We start from the raw sequence: 17,523 nt of genomic DNA, 5'->3' as shown, positions 1-17,523 counted from the left end.
GCACACCAGATGTTCACAAATAAAACCCCTGGCGTGGTAGTTGCCGAAATAGAAATGCTCCGCGCGGCAAATAAAATTACAGGATTTATTGTTGAAGGTCATGATGACTCTCGTTTTTGGAGGGCGCGCACCGCGCCCAAAAGGGTAACCATAATCGATTGCGAAGGGAAAGAAAATCTCATTGAAGTGGCCCGACACGCCTCTGAAGCTGGGAAAGATTATGTAGTTGGTATCTACGATGCCGATTTTGATAATCTAAGCGGAATTCGTCACTACGCCGATTTGCTCGCAATCACCGACGAAAACGATCTTGAGATTACCTTACTCAGAAGCCCTTGTTTAAATCGACTTCTTGATCATCTCGCCGAGCCAGAGAAAGTAATTTCATTCGAACAGTCAATCAATGCAACCGTAGCCGACCACATTGAATCAATTGCGCGGAAATTTGGCGAATTAAGGTTCATCAACCATCGAAATCGTTTGGGTGTAAACTTCGAATTCCTTTCGCCATATCGCTTTGTTCGAGCAGCGGATTGGAGTCTGAATCTAAACGAGCTGCACGAGCAATTTCTGCAACTATCTGGTTTAGCCAAGGAGGATCTTGATATTCATCTCGCAGGGCTGCAGAGATATGGAAAATGGATTCTCGTGCAAGGGCACGATTGCGTCAAAATCCTGACCCAAGGAATGAAAAATGTCTTGGCAAAACGACAAAGCACGGAAGCAGATATAACCCGCATGCTAGCGTTGGCGTTTGATGATGCGCAGCTTGCGGCTACACGCATGTATGCTGAATTGACTCAAATGGAAAGACGACTAGGAATTCAGTTGCTAAAAGAATAGCATTCAAAATCCCAAAGGAAGATTTTTCGAATCCTATTCATGCAAATTGCCCAAGCATCTTTGCATTATTAGCTCAATATCTTGCGAGCTTATTTCACAGCTAGTTTGATATTGAACCAAGCTCGCACAGCAACGCTGAAAGACAACAATCATTGCAAAACAATGCCGCTTCTAGCGTGACGCTGCGCGAACCGACTCTCACGACTGCACCCCAGCCGCATTGGCACCCGCAGGGGGTGAGCGGCCCATCGCACGCAGGCTGGAGCAACACATCCGAAAGCCTTACCCCTTCCCACTTACCTGGAACAACATCTCCGCCTCCCGAGCCAAATCAGAGGCAATCCAGAGCATGTGATCCCGATGCTTCTCCCCCGCCTCCTCGAACCACCCGTTGCCGTCGCCATAACAGCACCACAGTAGCGAGTTCAGCTGCGCCAGTTTGATTTCGAGTAGTTCCCTTGCCTCGTCGGGCGTCGGGGTCGGCGCCGTGGGCTTGGTGGTTGTGCCGCGCGTGGTGCTGCGGCGGCGGGAAGATTTGGGCGTGGAACGCCCGGCCATAATTCGCGTAGCCATTTGGTGTGCCTTCCTTCCAAGGTGTTGCACGTCATGTGGTCAGACGGTCAGGGTGTTTGCGCGCCCTGGCCGTCGCCTTTTGTGCCTCACGTTCGCACCAGTGCACCGAGGAGCACCGGCAACCCGCCGTGAGGTAGGCGGTTCATCAGTTCACTTGGTCAGCTGTTGGGGAGAGCTCCTTTCACGATCAGTGTTCGTCGCCCACAAGGAGGGGCGTCTTGCGACAGGGGCATTCACTGTAGAGAAGTGAAGCCGCGCAAGAGAAAAAGATTTCGTCGAGGATTTCTCGAATCGGCGAGATATCTGCCGGGGCGCTGCGACAAGAAACAAAGCTCTGACGTTTGGCGTGTCCCCGGGAGTTTTCAGGAGCGCTTCTGGGCCGTCATCAAAGCGCGACGATCAGCGATCTACGTCTGCGGCGTAGATGTCCAGGTCCAGCTTGATGCTGCGCTGCCCGAGCGAATGCAGAGTGGCTGGAGAAAGGCTGACTCCTTCGTTGTGCTCTCGCATGAACAGGCCACAGAATAGATCGAGCCTGTACTGTCTTGCGATGAGGCTCCAGACTTGGAGGTCTTGAGTCAGCCTTGCAAGCAGCTCCGCAACCTGTCTGTTCACGTCTTCAGGCTCGGCATCCTTTGCGTGCAGCTGCCAATGCCCGAAGGTTGCGATGCGCGTGCCGCTACCTGCGGCTATTGCATCGCCCTTGCGGTATGCGCGCGTGGGCGAGCGGCCTAGAAGTCGGGTGATTTCTTCTGGGTCCAGCGCGTCGCCTGCGACGCGCAGCGTTGCCACTGATCGGGAAATGTTGGCCATGGTTCGTTGCGGAGATGGGCTGCCGAGAGCCTACCGCTCGCTCTCGCGCGCCTTCCTCAAAACCGGATGATCCACTCGCCGCGCAGATACCGATACTGATAGCTGGGCCCCGCGAACGTGGTGCTGCGGCTGTAGCCGGCACCGAAGCGGAACACATGCGCTCCCCTCACCGGGCTTTGCAGGCTCACGTCGAGGAGCCTCGTGGGTTGGCTCATATCGTGGTTGATGGTCTCGTTGCCGAGGCCGGCCGTCACGGAGGCGGTCCATCCCTGGAAGCGGTGGCGCCAGCCGATGGCGAACATCGACTCGCTGTAGCTCGTGGGATTGAAGTAGGCCCTGTCGACGTCGTCGTGGGTGCTTCGGTATGTGCGGTAGCGCGCCTGCAGTGTGAGGCCGAGGTCGAGCGAGGGCTGGTAGATGAGCCGCACGCGCCCGTGGTCTCGCCGGTTGCCGTCTGAAAAGTATTGCTGCGCGAGCAGACCCACGAGGGTGAAGTGGCTGCCGAGGCCCTGGTCGACTGCGACGCCGACGAATGTGAAGTCGATCCCCCTGTCCAGCGATTTCGGGGTTTCGACCCAGTCGCGCGTGACGAGGAATTCGACCGCGGTGCTTTTCGTGGGCGATATGCGATAGCTGCCGTCGAGCGTCAGCAGCGTGTGGCCGCCCTGCTCGAACACGCCGGCCTCCATGGTGCCGCCGTCGGCAGTTCTGGTTTCTATGTTGCGGGCGAGGAACGTGAGCTTCTGGCCGCTTCTTCGCCAGCTGTCCTGCTTGTATTGGTAGTCGCCGAGCCTGAAGCCCAGGAAGCGGTCGGCATTTTCAAAGGCGGGAAAGAATTCGACCGACACGCGGCGCGACTGGAAGTGGTCGCTGTCGTTGGTCAGGAAGAACTCGGGGCCGAAGGCCATGGTGGTGGGCTTTTCCTTGTTCTCTTTTTCTTCCTGCGCCTTGCAGGGCGCGGCAGCAATGAGCATGAGTGCCGGAAGAAAAAGAAAAGCGGCGGCCGAATGCCTCGATGCCCGGGTCATTTGGTCCCCCAGGCCTTGGGCCTTTTGAAAAGCTCGTCCAGGTATCCGAGAACGCTGGCCGGCTGCAGGATCAGGCTGTAAAGCAGCACGTAGATGAAGAAGCCCTGGAAATTCTTTCGCACGACAAGACCCGTTTTCTTGAACATCCGGCGCTCGATGGAAAACATCAGCAGGCTCAATGCGAATGCGGCCGGTATGAGCGCAAGGGTCATCGGGCCGACGATCCAGAAATAGCCGAAGAGCGCGAGCACCAATCCCGGCATGAATCCGATGGTGTAGGCCAGGTCGAGCCACGGAAAAAGCAGGTTCCAGTAAATGAAGAAGGTCGACAGCCGCGGCTGCAGAAGAATGCCCGGGTGCTTGACGAAGGCCTCGGTCATGCCGCGCGCCCAACGCTGGCGCTGCTTCACCAGTTGCCGGATGCTGGTGGGCACGTTGGTGAAGAGGCAGGCGTCCTCGCAATGGCCGATGCGGTAGCCGGCCTTCAGCAGGGCCCAGGTGAGCACGATGTCTTCGCCCACGCATTCGGGCCAGCCGCCAACCTCGGTGAGCGCGTCGCGGTCGTAGAGAGAAAACGCGCCCTGTGCCACCAGCGTGCCCTGGAAGAGCGACTGCACCCGCTTGATTGCCGCAATGCCGTGGAAGTAGTCCCACTCCTGGCAGCGTGTGATCCAGTTGAAGCGCGAATTGCGCACCAGGATTTTTCCGGCCACGGCCCGCGTATTGGGCGGGTCGGAGTGGTAGCGCTCGACGATGCTGGTGAGCGCGCCCTTGTAGAGGAATGAATCGGCATCGACCGTGATGACGATGTCGTGCAGCACCTGCTTGAAGCCGATATTCAGGGCGCGCGCCTTGCCGCCGTTCTGCTTCAAATCGACGAAGGTGATCCACGGATATCGGGCGCAGGCGCGCTCGACGACGGCGGCGGTGCCGTCTTTGGAGCCATCGTTGATCACGATGACCTGCAATTCGCCGGGATAGTTTTGCCGCTCGATGCTGACGAGGGTTTCCTCGATGGAGGCTTCCTCGTTGTACGCGGCAATCAGGATGGAAATCGGGGGATACGTCAAGAGCGTGGAATGCGGCGGCCTTTTGTCCAGAAGCAGGCTGATGGCCAGGAACGCATTCATGAACCCCGGAACAATGGCAATGCCGTAAACCAGAAAAACAGCCAGCACGGTGCCGATATGGCTTTTCAGGTCGGTCAGCCAGGCCTGCGCGGCCCAGATCGAAAAGGCAACCCACGCCGCGGAGCCAATCAACGCTATAAGAAACTTACCTGACACGGGCAGGTAAATCATCGAATGCGCTGTCTTTTGGCTACTCTCGTTCATATCGCCTTTTGACAATTCCGCGAAATGTAATCTTCCGCGGAGGCGATGAATAGTCTGGTTACCCCTTCAATGCATGTTTGCAACAGTCGCGCACCGGCGTGCGCGAGTGCTGTTGCTATTTACGAGGGATCGAACCCCGGCGCCGAATTGATTTCGTTCGGCTTGTAGATCTTGTGCTGGGCCACACCGCTGCCCGCATCGGTCACCACCAACAGGCGCCACAGCGGCTCGCGCGTGGAGCAGGCGGTTTCTTCCTTGCTGAGCTTGAAGCCGGGAACGCCGGGCGCGGTGCCCTTGACGGTCACGCGCAGCAGGGTCTGGCCCTTGGCGTTCGACACTTCGAGGTCGAAGCCCTTGCCGGTCATGTTCTCGGCCTTGTAGCCGTAGCCGGTGAAGTGCTTCACCACGTATTCGAGGGCGGCGGCCTGCACTGCCTCGGGCGTGGCCTTGTCGTCGTCGGCTGCCTTGGCGGCGGCGGAGAGTTTCTGCGGCACGTTGCCGCGCTCCCTGGCGGTCTGCACTTCGGCTTCGCTGGGCGCCCAGCCGCGCGGGCCGCGCACGAGCACGGCGAGCTTCTGGTCGGGCTCCCAGCTCGCGACGTGCCATTCGTCGTCGTCGCGCACGCGGGTGGACACCTTGGCGTCCTTGTTGCTTTCCACTTCGAGAATCGCGATGCGGTTGGTCTGCACCACGGCGCGGAAGCCGCCGCCGGCGTCATGGCTGCGCTTGAGCAGCGCGAGGCGGTCCTTGGCGCGCTGCACCTGCTGGGCGCTGCGCTCGCCGCCGCCGGCGCGGTGGTGAACGTCGAGCGACTCGAGGTAGAACCAGCGCCCGTTGGCGGCCACGTTCACCCATTCGGCCCAGATGGTGGCGATGACGTTGTCGCCGGTAGCCAGCCATGCGTGCTCGAATGGCTTGTCGCGCGCGTCGAACACACCCATCTTGGCGACGATTTCCACCGGCGTGAGCCGGGGGCCTGAGAGCCGCATCTCGTCGATCACAGTGAGTACGCGGGAGTCGACTTCCTTGTCCATTCAGCGGAATTTTCTTGAGGTTGATGAGGTTGGGAGAGGGGGCTGGGAGTATGCCGCATCGCCTGCCGCCGGCCTGCGAGTGACCTGTGGACGGGCGCATCGGTATGGCACGATCCGGGGAATGAACGAGCCGTCACGCCGCATACCGTATCGCACCTGGCCGGGGGCGCTGGCGGTGCTCCTCGCCATCGCGGCCTACGTGGGCGGCCTCACCTACTGGGACCGCCACACCTCGGGCAACCGCCCTCTTCCCGCGGGCAAGACGGTCGAGGCGGGCCAGGCCCGCTTCGTGCCGGCCGAGGGGTGGGAAATGGACGTGTCGCGCTCCAAGGCGGGCCAGTCGCTCATGCTCTTCAAGGGCGGCCACAAGTTCCTGGTTTCCACCTTCCCGTGGGCGGGCGGGCCCGATGGCCCGCTGGTGCGCCAGCAGCGGCTGATGGAGCGCGGCCAGCGGCTGCAGATGGACGGCGACGTGTCCGACTTCGTCACCTCCTGGGGCCTGCAGGGCAAGACCTTCGCGTACTACGGCTCGAAGCTGGCGGGGCGCTTCTGGCAGGTGGTCGACCAGCGGCGCAAGTCGCTGGTGCAGATCGATTTCTACGGCGCCAGCGACGGCATGGAAGAGGCGCTGGCCGACGCACGCAGCATGCTCGATTCCATGGACCTGGAGGCGCCGCAGTGAACGCGCCCGTCTTCGACCGGAACGACCAGGGCATTCCCACCAACCAGGACACCGGCGCGTGGCCGGTAGGCACCGACTCCTTCTTCCAGCCGCGGCGCGTGGCCTTCTGGGTGCTGGTGGCGCTGATCGTCAACGGGCTCTTCTACCTGGCCTACATGTTCTCGATCGGCTTCCGGGTGGTGCCGGTCACCGCATTGCTGGGCCTGACGGTGTGGGGCATCTACACGCTGCTTTTCGTGCTGGCCTTCGGCACGCTCGACCTGCTGGAGCAGCACCCGCCCGAGGCGTACGTGCTGGCCTTCGCGTGGGGCGGGCTGGGGGCGGTGTATTTCGCGGCGCCGGCGAACATCGCCATACAGAGCCTGTGCGCGAAGCTGGTGTCGCCGGAGTTCGTGGCGGTGTGGGGGCCGGCCATCGCGGGGCCGATCACCGAAGAATTCTTGAAGCTCATGGGCGTGATCCTGCTGGTGCTGGTGGCGCGCAACCAGTTCCAGACGTACCTGTCGGTGCTGATCGTGGGCGCGATGGCGGGGCTGGGCTTCCAGGTGATCGAGAACCTGAGCTACACGGTGCGCTCCTCCATCCACTTTCCGCTGGAGAACCAGGTCTATCCGGTGCTGCTCAACCTGTTCACGCGCGGGCTGCTGAGTGGGCTGTGGAGCCATGCGGCCTACACCACCATCGCTTCGTTCGGCGTTGCGTGGTTCCTGCTGCATCCGCAGCGGCCGATGGTGGCGCGCATCGCGGTTGCCGTGCTGTGCTTCCTGCTCGCCTGGGCTATGCACTTCATCTGGAACTCGCCCTTTCTCGAAGACCTGTTCGACGGCGGCTACGGCGAAATGGCCGTCATGCTGGTGATCAAGGGACTGCCCGCGATCATCGTGGCGGGGCTCTTCTGGCAGGTGGCCGCGCGCGAGAACGGCACCTACCTGCACGCGCTGGCGGCCTGGTTCGTGCCCGAGCGCGACCTGATCCGCGACGACGAATGGGTGCGGCTGGGCGCGCCCATGCAGCGCTACAAGGTCCGCCGCGAAATGGGCTGGACCTACGGCTGGCGCGCCAGGCGCCTGAAGACGCACCTGCAGCGCGAGCAGTTGCGGCTGATTCGCAAGGCGGCCACTTACGGGCGCGGCGCGCAGACGCTGCGGCACGAACTGGCCGTGCGGCGCCTGCGCGCCAAGCTCGATCCGATCATCGAAGCGCGGACCTGAGGGGTGCTTCCGCCCCGGGGCGGCAGTCGGGCGGATGCGTTGGAAGCAGGCAACTCCTGCCCTTCGCCGCGAAAAAGATTGCTAAAGTTGTACGCGTCATGCGTCGACAAAAAGAACAACTCGGGCTGCGCCTGCTGATGCTGTTGGTACTGGCGGTACTGGCAGCCGGATGGAGTGCCTCCGCCCGTGCCGTGACGCTCATCGACCAGGCCCGGCTCACGCTGACCCTGCGCGGCCACGAAGCCACCGCGCCGAACCCCGACTCCCCCTCCGAACCGCACACCGTCTCGCTGCCCTACAACTGGGACCAGCGGCAAGGCGCCGTCGACGGCGAGGCGCGGTTCGCCTTCGACGTACCCGTGACCGACCCGGCCATGCCGCAGGCGCTGTTCGTGCCGCGCATCGGCAACAGCTTCAGGGTGCTGGTGAACGGGCGCGAGCTGGCGCGGTTCGGCACCTTCCCGCCGGGGCCCTACGACGATGCCTCGTTCACGCCGCAGTACTTCACGCTGCCCGCTGCGGGCTCTGCCGGGCCGCATCGGGTGGAGATCGTCGTCGCCGCGCAGGCCGCGCGCCAGGGCGGGCTCTCTCCGGTGGTGGCGGGCAGCGAGGCCGAGATTCGCCCGCTGTACGAAGACGCCCTCTTCTGGCAGATCAGCGGCGGGCGCTTCATCGCCATCGTGAGCGGCGTGCTCGGGGCGCTCTCTCTGCTGGTGTGGCTGCGGCAGCGCGAATCCGTTTATCTCTTCTACGGGCTGGGCGAGCTGCTCTGGTCCGTGCAGACGGCGCGCGTGCTGTTCACGCACGCGCCGTTGCCCTGGCCGTGGTGGGGCGTGGTGCCGCTGGCGGCGTTCCAGGCGGCGGTGCCGCTGCTGTGCCGCTTCGCGCTGGCGGTGGTGGGCAAGGGCGACACCCGGCTCGCGCGCTTCCTGGGCCTGCTGGCCTTGCTGGCGCCGGTCACGGCCACGATCGGCATCACGGTGCCGTTGCTGTGGCTGATGCCGGCGTGGCAGCTGCTGTTCTTCCTGGCCGGGCTGGCGATGGTGGTGGTGGTCGTGAAGGTGGCGGTGCGCAGCTCGGTGCTGGAGCATCGCGTGCTGGGCGTGGCGGTGGTGCTGGTGGTGCTGAGCGCCGCGCGCGACAACTGGGTGATGCGCACATCGCCCGAGGCTTATGCGGTGGTGCCGTGGATCCGCTTCGCGTGGGTGGGCTTCGCGATCTCCCTGGCCTGGGTGATCGCCGAGCGCATGCGCAAGGACGTGCGCGCCATGGCGCAGATGAACGCCTCGCTCGAAGCCGAACTGGCCGAGCGCAATGCGGCGCTCGAAGCCGTCTTCGCTCGCGAACGCGAGGGCGAGAAGGCGCGCGGCGCGCTCGAGGAGCGGCAGCGCCTCACGCAAGACCTGCACGACGGACTCGGCGGACAGCTCGTCGGCCTGCTGCAGATGGCCCAGCAGCCCGGCGCCGCCATGGGCGACGTGGCGCTGCACCTGCGCGACGCGGTGGACCAGCTCAAGCTCACGGTGGACGCCATGCACGGCTGCGAAGGCGACGTGGCCTCCGCGCTGGGCAGCGTGCGCTACCGCCTGGGGCCGCGCCTGCAGGCGGCCGGCATCGACCTGCGATGGGACGTGGGCTCGCTGCCGACCATGACGGGCTGGAGCGCGCGCGAATCGCACCAGTTGCAGATGCTGCTGTTCGAGGCCTTCGGCAACCTGATGGCGCATGCACAGGCGACGCGGGCCGGCCTTGGCGCGAGGCTGGTGGAAGGTTCGGGAGAACGTGCCATCGAGATCGAGCTGCACGACAACGGCCGGGGCTTCGACACGCAGGCCGCATTCGCTGGCAAGGGCCTCGCAAACATGCGCACGCGTGCCGCGGCGCTGGGGGGCACGCTCACCGTTCGCTCGCAGCCCGGGGAAACCAGCCTGCTGCTGCATCTGCCCGTTCCGGCAGAAGCATCAGCGCCGGTCGAACCCGGGCCGGAGCTGGATCAGCTGCCGATGCGGCCGGCGAACGGCACGCTGCGATAAGGACTGCGCGCCCCGCTCAGCAGCATGCGGTTGGTGCGCAGCAGGTTCTCTTCGCGCGCATCGGAATACTTCCAGATCAGGCCGCCGGCGATGTACGCCGCGCTCACCTGCGACCAGTCGGTGTATGCCTCGCGCACCTGCTTCGCAAGCCCGCCGGCAAAGCCCGCGAACTCCGCGCGCTCGATGTAGCCGAGCTGCACCGCCCAGCGCGACAGGCTGGCCAGGCGCACGGCGTCCCATGCGACCAGGTCGGATATCTGATCGGGCGAAGCCTTGAAATGCTTGCGCAGCGCGTCGACCCAGCTCTGGCTGCCCGTCATCAGCTGGGCCAGCTCCGCCATCGGCTTGCCGCTTTGCGCCGCGAGCTCGCGATAGTCCAGGCTCTTGCGCGCCTTGATCTGGAAGAACGAGGGGAAGAAGGCGTCCATCACCATGCGCAGGACGGCGGGCGTTTCCTGCGTTGCCGTGTCGATCGCGGCAATGGCCTTCCACAGGGGCTTGTAGGCCGAGCGCTGCCCTTCCTCGACGAGCCATCTGGCGGTCTGCTCGAAGCTGGCGCGGTCGTGCACGCTCCAGACCTCGGCGATGCTGTCGCGCAGCACGTCGCTGTCCTTGCCGGTGGGCACTGCGTTCATGAAGTCGCCGTTGAAGGCGGAGAGCGGTGCACTGAGCGTGACCAGCCACTGCTCTTCGCCCACGAGCACGTCGGCGGTATCGAAGTGAAGCTCCTGGTTGTCCATCAGCGCATGGCCGAGCGCATCCATCATTCCCATGGAAATTCCTGTGATCGAAGACAGAAGGGAGCTGCCCGGCCGGCGAGCGGGTGCCGGCCTGGCGCGACCCGCGCGCCGCAGCCCGGAAAGGGAGCGATGCTACACAGAAGCGCCGGCCGGGATTCTGATGAATTCTTCGCTCGCGCTTTGGCACTCGGCGGAACGGGAAAGGGAGACGGGCCCCGCGCCCTCCTCCCTTTCGCTTTTTCCGCGGCCGTGAAGCCCGGGACTACTTGCTGAAGCTCAGCGCGCTCGTCAGGTCGCCCATCGGACGGCTGCCGTTCTTCACGAGTGCGGCGTCGCGCTCGACCAAGCCCTTCAGCGGCGGCAGCGACCAACGGTGCGTGATGAAGCGCAGCGTGGAGGCGGTGTCGTACTGGGTCTTGTCGACGAAGCCCTTCTTGGCGAACGGCGAGACGATGAGCGCCGGGATGCGCGTGCCGGGGCCCCAGCGGTCGCCCTTCGGCACGGTGGCGTGGTCGTAGAAGCCGCCGTTTTCGTCGTATGTGACGACCACGAGCATGTTCTTCCACTGCGGGCTAGCCTGCAGCTTGGCGAGTACGTCGGCGATGTGCGCGTCGCCGTCGGCCACGCTGGCGTAGCCGGCGTGCTGGTTCAGGTTGCCCTGCGGCTTGTAGAAGCTCACGGCGGGCAGCGTGCCTGCGGCGACGTCCTTCAGGAAGTCGGCGTCGAAGTCCTTCAGGTGGGCGGCGCGTGCGTCGGGGTGAGCGCTCGGGTCGAAGGCCGCGTAGTAGTTGAAGGGCTGGTGGTGGAACTGGAAGTTCGGCGTCTGCGCGGCCGGCGGCACGGCGGCCGGGAACTGGCGGTTGCCCGTCGCGATGGCCGTGGTGCTCGTCCACGCACCGCCGTACCAGGCCCAGCTCAGGCCCTTGGCGCTGAGCAGGTCGCCGATGGTGGCCTGCGTCTGCGGCGGCAGCGTGTTGGCCTTGGTCGGGTCGGCGAACAGTTTGCTCGTGTCGGTGCCCGCCGGCGCGTTGCCGCTGGGCTGGAACGGCGGCTGCATGGTGTTCACGGCGTAGAAGTTGCCGGCGGCATCCTTCGGCGTGAGCGTGCTGTCGTTGAGGTACGTGGGCGCGGCGTTGAGCACCGAGGTCGACGCGTTGGCGGCAGGCGTGAGGCGCACGAAGTTGCCGTTGGCATCGGTGTCGATGGCCGAGATCGAGGCCTTGGCCGGCGAGGTGCTGGCGTCGGCGTTCGGATACAGCGGCGCACAGGCGCACACGAGGTACTGGTGGTTCAGGAACGAACCGCCGAAGGCGCCCATGAAGAAGTTGTCGGCCAGGGTGAAGTTCTTCGCCACCTGCCACAGCTTCATCTTGGTGCCGTCGTAGTAGCCCATGCTGAGGCCACCGGCATCGGAATAGGCGGCGAACTTGTCGTTCTTGCCGCCGTTGATCTGCATCTGGTTGTTGTAGAAGCGATGCACAAGGTCGCGCGAGATGACGGTCTGGTCGATCTTGGTGCCGGTGTTGAAGAAGCCCGCGTCGGCGTCGATCTGGAACATCTTGTTGGGCATGCCCACGGTCTGCTGCTGAGTGATCGTGGTGGTCTGGCCTGAGGCAGTGACACCGCCCCACACCGGCGGCAACGTCGGCAACGTCGAACCGTCGAAGTCCTTCTGCGGCTCCGGCGTGGCGGTCGACGACGTGGGGTTCACGCCCGGAATGCCGTTGGCGCCGGGGAACAGGCCGTACAGGTTGTCGAAGCCGCGGTTTTCCGCGTAGATGACGACGACGTTGGTGATCTGGTCGAGCGCGAAGCGGTTGCGCAGCGCGGCGATCACGTCGCCGCCCGGGCCGGCTTCTGCCACTGCTTCGGCGATGCGCTCGATGGACTGGTCGATCTCGTTCTGCAGCGCGGTCCTGATGGCCGGGTCGCTGATCTTGTTGTGGTCGGCCAGCAGCTGGGCTTCGGGCACGCCGAGGCGTGCAGCCAATGCGGTGCGGGCGGCCGCGAGGTTGCCGCCGTTGGCATCCATCAGCGCGACCAGCTCGGTGCTGATGGCGCTCACCACGCCGTTGGCGGCGGCCGGCGCACGGAACACCAGAGGCTGCGTGACGGCGGTCTCGGTGTTGGTGTCCGGATCGAAGCGCTTGCTCGAGGTGCCGATCTCGACCACCAGGGCGCCCTGGCCCGAGAGCGTGAAGGCGCCGTTGGCGTCGGTGGTGGCGCTGACCTCGCCGCTGTCGCAGCGGCCGTTGTTGTTGGCGTCGATGCAGACCTTGGCGTTGCGGTAGTAGCTGCCGGTGACCACGCCCGAGGTGGTCGGCGTGGCGCTGCCGGAAGGGAATGCGAGGAAGCCGGGGCCGTTGTCGCTGCCGCCGCAGGCCACGACCATCGCTGCCGCCGCGATGGCCGTGGGCCAGGGGGTCAGGTGGCGAACCAATTTGCGCCCGCGAGAGGACGCCTTGCTGGATTGGGAGGGGGTCATCATGTGTGGAGTTATGAGATGTGGATGAACCAGACCGGCGGTCGGGCCGCAGGATGCTCTGCCCCGGCCGTGACAGCGGCATTTCAGATGCACAGACGGCCAGGAGGTCAGGCCGGAGTCAGGTATTGATCAGGCTTCTTTGCGGCTCCTGCAGCCGCTGTTCGAGGTGTTTCGCGCGTTGCCCGATCGCGCGGCCAACACGCGGCCATCCACTAATTCGCCCCTAAGTCTTTTGCCTTTTGACTGACACAGGGCAAACCTAGATTCATCCGCGATCCGCAGCGGCGGCGCCAACTCACGGCGGCGTCGCCTGCTGTTTCTCGCGCTCCTCCCACACCCGAAAGAAGAAATTGAAAGCCACTCAAAAAACCAGATCCGGCTTGCTGTACCCCGCCCTGACCGTGCTCGCCGCTTCGCTGCTGGCGGCATGCGGAGGCGGCGGCGATTCAGCGCCTGTCGCGTTCCTCCCGCCGCCCGCCAGCCAGCCTTCGGGCTCGGGCAGCACCACCGTCAGCGGTGTGCTCACCGCCAGCGCATTCAAGCCCGGCAGCAGCACAGACCCGGTGATCGCGGCCGGCTACTACGCCGGCGCCACCGTCTGCGTGGACAGCAACGGCAACGGCCATTGCGACAGCGGCGAGCCGGCAGCCGTGACGGATGCCGGCGGCAAGTTCAGCCTCTCGCTGTCGGGCCCCTCGGCGCTCATCGCCGACATCGGCACCGGCGCGAAGAACACCGCCACCGGCACCAGCGTGCCGACGCGCGAAGTGCTGCGCGTGACGCTCGACCAGGTGAAGGAGCAAGGCACGTCGGTGGTGGTGAGCCCGCTGTCGTCGGAAGTGGCCCGCCTCGTCGAGGCCAACGGTACGAGCTACGCGACCGAGAAGCAGAACCTGGCCACGCGCCTGGGCGTGCCGGCTAGCGCCGTGCTCGCCGACGTCAACGCCGCGGCGGCCGGCGTGCAGACCGCCCTGCTCGCGGAATCGAACGCGCTCAACAACCGCTTCGCCTTCGCCACCACCAAGTTCGACCGCGGCGACCTGTACCCCGACGCGCTCGCCAACCCCGGCGGCGACCCGCGCCTGAGCGGCATGGCCGGCGTGACCGCGGCCACCGCCACCGTGGCCGACAACCGCAAGAAGATCACCTTCCTGCAGTCGCAGCAGGCCGCCTTCAACGTGGAAGGCGTTCCGCGCTACGACAACATCTTCATCGTGATGCTGGAGAACAAGGCCACGATGTCGATCCTGAACTCGGCCTACGCGCCCAAGATCAACGGCTACCTGAAGGCCGGCAACCAGCTCGCGAGCTACTACGCCACCGGCAACCCGAGCGAGCCGAACTACACGGCGCTGGGCGGTGCGGACGACTGGGGCATCACGGATGACGCGCAGTGGAACTGTGGCGCGACCGGCACCAACGCCGTGCAGGACACGCCAACACCCGATGCCTCCCAACCGGGCCTGAGCAAGTCGCCGTTCTCGGCCACTTGCGCACAGGCCACCAACCACAACATCGTCGACAAGCCCAATCTCTTCAATGCCATGACGAGCGCCGGCCTGACCTGGCGCACCTACAGCGAGTCGATGAACCCGGGCCAGGACTTCCGCACCGACAGCGTGGCCGACAACAACGTCACCGCAAAGGACAACGTGTATGCCCCGGGCACGCTCGGCGGCAACGCCGCAACCATCGGCGACCCCACGCTGGTTCTGCCGCTGCCGGCGGGCCTGTACAAAACCAAGCACCACCCCGGCATGGCCTACCAGAACGTGCGCAGCGCGCCCGAGTGGAAGTACAGCAACCGCACCATGGGCGGCGGCCAGTGGGACACAGCGCTGAAGAACAGCCTCGACTACACCATTCCCGCGAACTACGACTACGACCAGCTCGGCACCGACCTGGCCAGCGGCAATGTCGGCAACCTGAACTTCCTGGTGCCCGACCAGTGCGACGACATGCACGGCATCAGCGTGAAGGGCGTGGGCGGCACCGGCACCGCCAGCGACTGCAGCAGCGTCGCGAACAACGTATCGGCCAGCTCGGTCTCGCCGATCATCACGCGCGGCGACAACTACGTCGACTTCACGGTCCAGCGCATTCAGGCTTCGCCGCTGTGGAAGAACACGCAGAAGCGCGTGGCCATCGTGCTGATGTTCGACGAAGGCAATGCCACCAGCGGCTTCAACTCCTGCTGCGGCTGGAACGTGGCGAACAGCACCAAGGCCAATCCGATCAAGCAGAACGCCGACGGCACCTGGTCCGTGGATGCCACGATCACCAACTACACCAATGGCAACCGCGGCCACGGCGAGAGCATCTTCGGCATCCTGACGAACCAGCCCGACGCGCCGAAGGGCGTGTCCGACAGCGATGCCTACAGCCACTTCTCGTTCGTGCGCACGCTGCAGGACATGTTCCAGCTGGCGGACCCGGCCATCGACGGCTCTTACATGAACCGCTCGAAGTACACCGAGGCCTTCATCGCCCAGAACATCCTGAACCTGCCGGAGTACACGGGCAGCGCCGACACGCACTTCGACAGCGTGCGCCCGATCAACCATGCCTTCGTGATCCCGGCCGGCTACACGCAGAAGCAATCGGGTGACGTGTCGACGACCGCGCAGGTCGGCCCCGATGCAAACCAGTTCAACGTCTGGTCGCTGAAGCAATGAGCGAGCACCGTTCGGGCCCGAAAGGGCCGGCGGTGACGCGCGCGGGCTGGCTCGGCCTGGCGACGCTGGCAGTGGCCGGCGTCGCGGGCGGGGTGCTCATGTCATGCGGCGGCGGGGGCGGCGCGGCGGCTGTCGCCTTGCCGCCGGCAGCCGCGCCAGCGGCACCGGCAAACTCGCCGGCGGCACCCGCTGCTGCTGGCAGCACGCTGAGCCTCGCGGCGCAGGTGGGCCAGAAGATGTTCTTCGACAAGAACCTCTCCGGCTCGGGCGCGATGTCGTGCGCGAGTTGCCATGACCCGGCGCATGCCCACGCGCCGGCCAACGACCTGTCGGTGCAGCTCGGCGGCGTGCACATGGACCAGGCCGGCCTGCGCGCGGTGCCTTCGCTGCGCTACAAGGACATCACACCGGCCTACGCCGATCTGCTGGACAACCCCGACGGCATCAGCGTGCCGGGCCCCGGCGGCGGCTTCACCTGGGACGGCCGGGCCGACACGCTGGCCGCGCAGGCGCGCATTCCGTTGCTCGACCCGATCGAGATGGCCAACGCGAGCAGCGCCGACGTGGTGAACAAGCTCAAGGCGGCCGACTACGCGCCGCTCATGGCCAAGGCCTTCGGCGAGAAGGTATTCGACGACAGCGACGCCGCATTCGCCAATGCGCTGCTGGCCCTGCAGGCCTACCAGCTGGAGGACACGAGCTTTCATCCGTACAGCAGCAAGTTCGACCTCTACGCGGCCAACAAGATCGGCGGCAACCTCACTGCGGCCGAAACGCGCGGACTGAAGGTGTTCACCAACCCGAACACCGGCAACTGCGCCTCGTGCCACTACCAGGGCGCGGGGCTCAACGGCAGCTCGGCGCTGTTCACCGACTTCTCGTACGAGGCGATCAGCGTGCCGCGCAACGCGGGCATTCCGGCCAACAACGACCTGAAGTACTTCGACATGGGCGTGTGCGGCCCGCTGCGCACCGACCACGCACCGGCCGCGCCGAATGCCGCGAACAGCTTCTGCGGCATGTTCAAGGCGCCGACCATGCGCAACGTGGCGACGCGGCAGGCCTTCTTCCACAACGGCGTGATGCATTCGCTGGAACAGGTCATCCGCTTCTACAACACGCGCGACACGCAGCCCGAGCTCTGGTACCCCACCGTCGGCGGAACGCCCAAGGCGAAGAACGACCCGGACTTTCCGACCTATGGCCTGGTCACCACGCAGTACACGGGCGGCAAGGTGCAGAAGTACGACGACCTGCCGCCGGCCTACGCGCCGAACATCGACACGCAACTGCCGATGGACGGCCGCGCCGCCGGCACCGCACCGCCCATGTCCGAGCAGGACATCGCGGACCTGATCTGCTTCCTGAACACCCTCAGCGACGCGGACACGAAGCCCGCAACGCCCGTCAAGCCTGGGGCCTGCGTCAATTGATTCACCTGCATTCATGAACAACAAGATTCTTCCGGCCGCCCTGGGCGCCGCCCTCCTCTCCTCGCTCGCGCTGCTCTCGGGCTGCGGCCCGCAGCAGCCCGAGGCCAACCTGCAGAACCTCACGGCGGCAATGAACGCCTACCTCGCGAAGAAGGGAGACCTGTGCCTAGGCAAGACCCGGTGGCCCATCGACGTGCCGCAGCGCGAGGCCGGCACGCGCGCGCGCAATGCGCTGCAGATGCCCGTGCTGGAGCGGCTGGGGCTGGTGAGCGCCTCGAAGGCGAAGGTCGAGGACGAGAAAGACAAGGAGGCCGGCGAGATCGAGGTCACCCGCTATGCGCTGACCGGTGAAGGAAAGAAGTACTTCCTCGAGCGCGAGCCGCAGGGCGACTTCTGCGCGGCCCACCTGACGCTCGACAAGATCGTCGGCTGGGAAGCCCGCAAGGACACAAAGGAGCCGTCGGAGGTGGTGGTGACCTACACGTACAGGATCGACGCCGCCCCCTGGACGGGCGACACCGAGGTGCAGAAGGTGTTCCCGATGGTCGACCGCGTGGTGCGCGGCGCCGGCACGATACAGCTGAAGCAGAACTTCAGGCGCACCGACACCGGCTGGGTTCCGGCGGAGGTCTGAGCCCG

At 64.9% G+C, this 17,523-nt stretch carries 14 protein-coding genes; 7 read left to right on the top strand and 7 right to left on the bottom strand.

Annotated features, from left to right (window positions below):
• Positions 1-9 precede the first annotated feature (9 nt).
• Positions 10-843 (top strand): DUF4435 domain-containing protein, encoded by an 834-nt coding sequence (locus ABL840_RS13110; RefSeq protein WP_093300739.1) that lies wholly within the window; start codon positions 10-12, stop codon positions 841-843.
• Between the two features lie 282 nt (positions 844-1,125).
• Here the strand turns inward: ABL840_RS13110 and ABL840_RS13105 are convergent, their stop codons facing one another.
• From ABL840_RS13105 to ABL840_RS13085, 5 genes are all read right to left on the bottom strand, one after another.
• Entirely contained in the window at positions 1,126-1,416 is a 291-nt protein-coding gene (locus ABL840_RS13105) for a hypothetical protein (protein WP_176947433.1), read from the bottom strand.
• Positions 1,417-1,815: 399 nt separating this feature from the next.
• A complete protein-coding gene (locus ABL840_RS13100) occupies positions 1,816-2,229 on the bottom strand; it encodes a DUF4279 domain-containing protein (protein ID WP_093300740.1) in 414 nt (137 codons plus the stop codon).
• 56 nt (positions 2,230-2,285) lie between these two features.
• On the bottom strand, positions 2,286-3,203 hold the full coding sequence (locus tag ABL840_RS13095; protein ID WP_093300742.1) for a hypothetical protein: 918 nt from the start codon (positions 3,201-3,203) through the stop codon (positions 2,286-2,288).
• Positions 3,204-3,253: 50 nt separating this feature from the next.
• Positions 3,254-4,558: a glycosyltransferase gene (locus ABL840_RS13090; protein WP_240652058.1), complete on the bottom strand. Its 1,305-nt coding sequence runs from the start codon at positions 4,556-4,558 to the stop codon at positions 3,254-3,256.
• Positions 4,559-4,710: 152 nt separating this feature from the next.
• Positions 4,711-5,625, bottom strand: a complete 915-nt coding sequence (locus ABL840_RS13085; protein ID WP_093300745.1) for a protein NO VEIN domain-containing protein — start codon at positions 5,623-5,625, stop codon at positions 4,711-4,713.
• Between the two features lie 121 nt (positions 5,626-5,746).
• On the opposite strand from ABL840_RS13085, the gene ABL840_RS13080 reads away from it, so the two are divergent.
• The 3 genes from ABL840_RS13080 (at position 5,747) to ABL840_RS13070 (ending at position 9,551) form a co-directional block, all read left to right on the top strand.
• Positions 5,747-6,307: a hypothetical protein gene (locus ABL840_RS13080; RefSeq protein ID WP_093204584.1), complete on the top strand. Its 561-nt coding sequence runs from the start codon at positions 5,747-5,749 to the stop codon at positions 6,305-6,307.
• Positions 6,304-7,518, top strand: a complete 1,215-nt coding sequence (locus tag ABL840_RS13075; RefSeq protein WP_093300746.1) for a PrsW family intramembrane metalloprotease — start codon at positions 6,304-6,306, stop codon at positions 7,516-7,518. Before ABL840_RS13080 ends, ABL840_RS13075 begins: the two co-directional genes overlap by 4 nt.
• A 98-nt stretch (positions 7,519-7,616) precedes the next feature.
• Positions 7,617-9,551 carry a sensor histidine kinase gene (locus ABL840_RS13070; RefSeq protein ID WP_093429317.1) on the top strand — a complete coding sequence of 645 codons (1,935 nt, stop codon included), beginning with the start codon at positions 7,617-7,619 and terminating at the stop codon, positions 9,549-9,551.
• Here the strand turns inward: ABL840_RS13070 and ABL840_RS13065 are convergent.
• Both ABL840_RS13065 and acpA read right to left on the bottom strand, forming a co-directional pair.
• Positions 9,512-10,324: a DUF1266 domain-containing protein gene (locus ABL840_RS13065; RefSeq protein WP_093300749.1), complete on the bottom strand. Its 813-nt coding sequence runs from the start codon at positions 10,322-10,324 to the stop codon at positions 9,512-9,514. The two genes, ABL840_RS13070 and ABL840_RS13065, sit on opposite strands and share 40 nt — an antisense overlap.
• Positions 10,325-10,553: 229 nt before the next feature.
• Positions 10,554-12,683, bottom strand: a complete 2,130-nt coding sequence (acpA, locus tag ABL840_RS13060) for an acid phosphatase (RefSeq protein ID WP_093301193.1) — start codon at positions 12,681-12,683, stop codon at positions 10,554-10,556.
• Positions 12,684-13,156: 473 nt separating this feature from the next.
• Between acpA and ABL840_RS13055 the strand changes: the two genes are divergently transcribed.
• The 3 genes from ABL840_RS13055 to ABL840_RS13045 are packed head-to-tail and all read left to right on the top strand — an operon-like array spanning position 13,157 to position 17,518.
• A complete protein-coding gene (locus ABL840_RS13055; RefSeq protein ID WP_093204575.1) occupies positions 13,157-15,451 on the top strand; it encodes an alkaline phosphatase family protein in 2,295 nt (764 codons plus the stop codon).
• A complete protein-coding gene (locus ABL840_RS13050; protein ID WP_093300751.1) occupies positions 15,448-16,884 on the top strand; it encodes a cytochrome-c peroxidase in 1,437 nt (478 codons plus the stop codon). Before ABL840_RS13055 ends, ABL840_RS13050 begins: the two co-directional genes overlap by 4 nt.
• 13 nt (positions 16,885-16,897) lie before the next feature.
• A complete protein-coding gene (locus tag ABL840_RS13045) occupies positions 16,898-17,518 on the top strand; it encodes a hypothetical protein (RefSeq protein ID WP_093300752.1) in 621 nt (206 codons plus the stop codon).
• The last annotated feature ends 5 nt before the right edge of the window (positions 17,519-17,523 follow it).

The organism is Variovorax sp. NFACC27 (assembly GCF_048301545.1).
Lineage (GTDB): Bacteria > Pseudomonadota > Gammaproteobacteria > Burkholderiales > Burkholderiaceae_C > Variovorax > Variovorax gossypii.
Note: the sequence above shows the minus strand (reverse complement) of the source record. Positions and strands in the feature narration are given on the sequence as shown.

Coding starts and splice junctions, on each gene's coding strand:
- ABL840_RS13110 (WP_093300739.1), top strand. CDS start 10: ATGTTCACAAATAAAACCCCTGGCGTGGTAGTTGCCGAAATAGAAATG.
- ABL840_RS13105 (WP_176947433.1), bottom strand. CDS start 1,416: ATGGCTACGCGAATTATGGCCGGGCGTTCCACGCCCAAATCTTCCCGC.
- ABL840_RS13100 (WP_093300740.1), bottom strand. CDS start 2,229: ATGGCCAACATTTCCCGATCAGTGGCAACGCTGCGCGTCGCAGGCGAC.
- ABL840_RS13095 (WP_093300742.1), bottom strand. CDS start 3,203: ATGCTCATTGCTGCCGCGCCCTGCAAGGCGCAGGAAGAAAAAGAGAAC.
- ABL840_RS13090 (WP_240652058.1), bottom strand. CDS start 4,558: ATGATTTACCTGCCCGTGTCAGGTAAGTTTCTTATAGCGTTGATTGGC.
- ABL840_RS13085 (WP_093300745.1), bottom strand. CDS start 5,625: ATGGACAAGGAAGTCGACTCCCGCGTACTCACTGTGATCGACGAGATG.
- ABL840_RS13080 (WP_093204584.1), top strand. CDS start 5,747: ATGAACGAGCCGTCACGCCGCATACCGTATCGCACCTGGCCGGGGGCG.
- ABL840_RS13070 (WP_093429317.1), top strand. CDS start 7,617: ATGCGTCGACAAAAAGAACAACTCGGGCTGCGCCTGCTGATGCTGTTG.
- ABL840_RS13065 (WP_093300749.1), bottom strand. CDS start 10,324: ATGGGAATGATGGATGCGCTCGGCCATGCGCTGATGGACAACCAGGAG.
- acpA (WP_093301193.1), bottom strand. CDS start 12,683: ATGGTCGTGGCCTGCGGCGGCAGCGACAACGGCCCCGGCTTCCTCGCA.
- ABL840_RS13050 (WP_093300751.1), top strand. CDS start 15,448: ATGAGCGAGCACCGTTCGGGCCCGAAAGGGCCGGCGGTGACGCGCGCG.
- ABL840_RS13045 (WP_093300752.1), top strand. CDS start 16,898: ATGAACAACAAGATTCTTCCGGCCGCCCTGGGCGCCGCCCTCCTCTCC.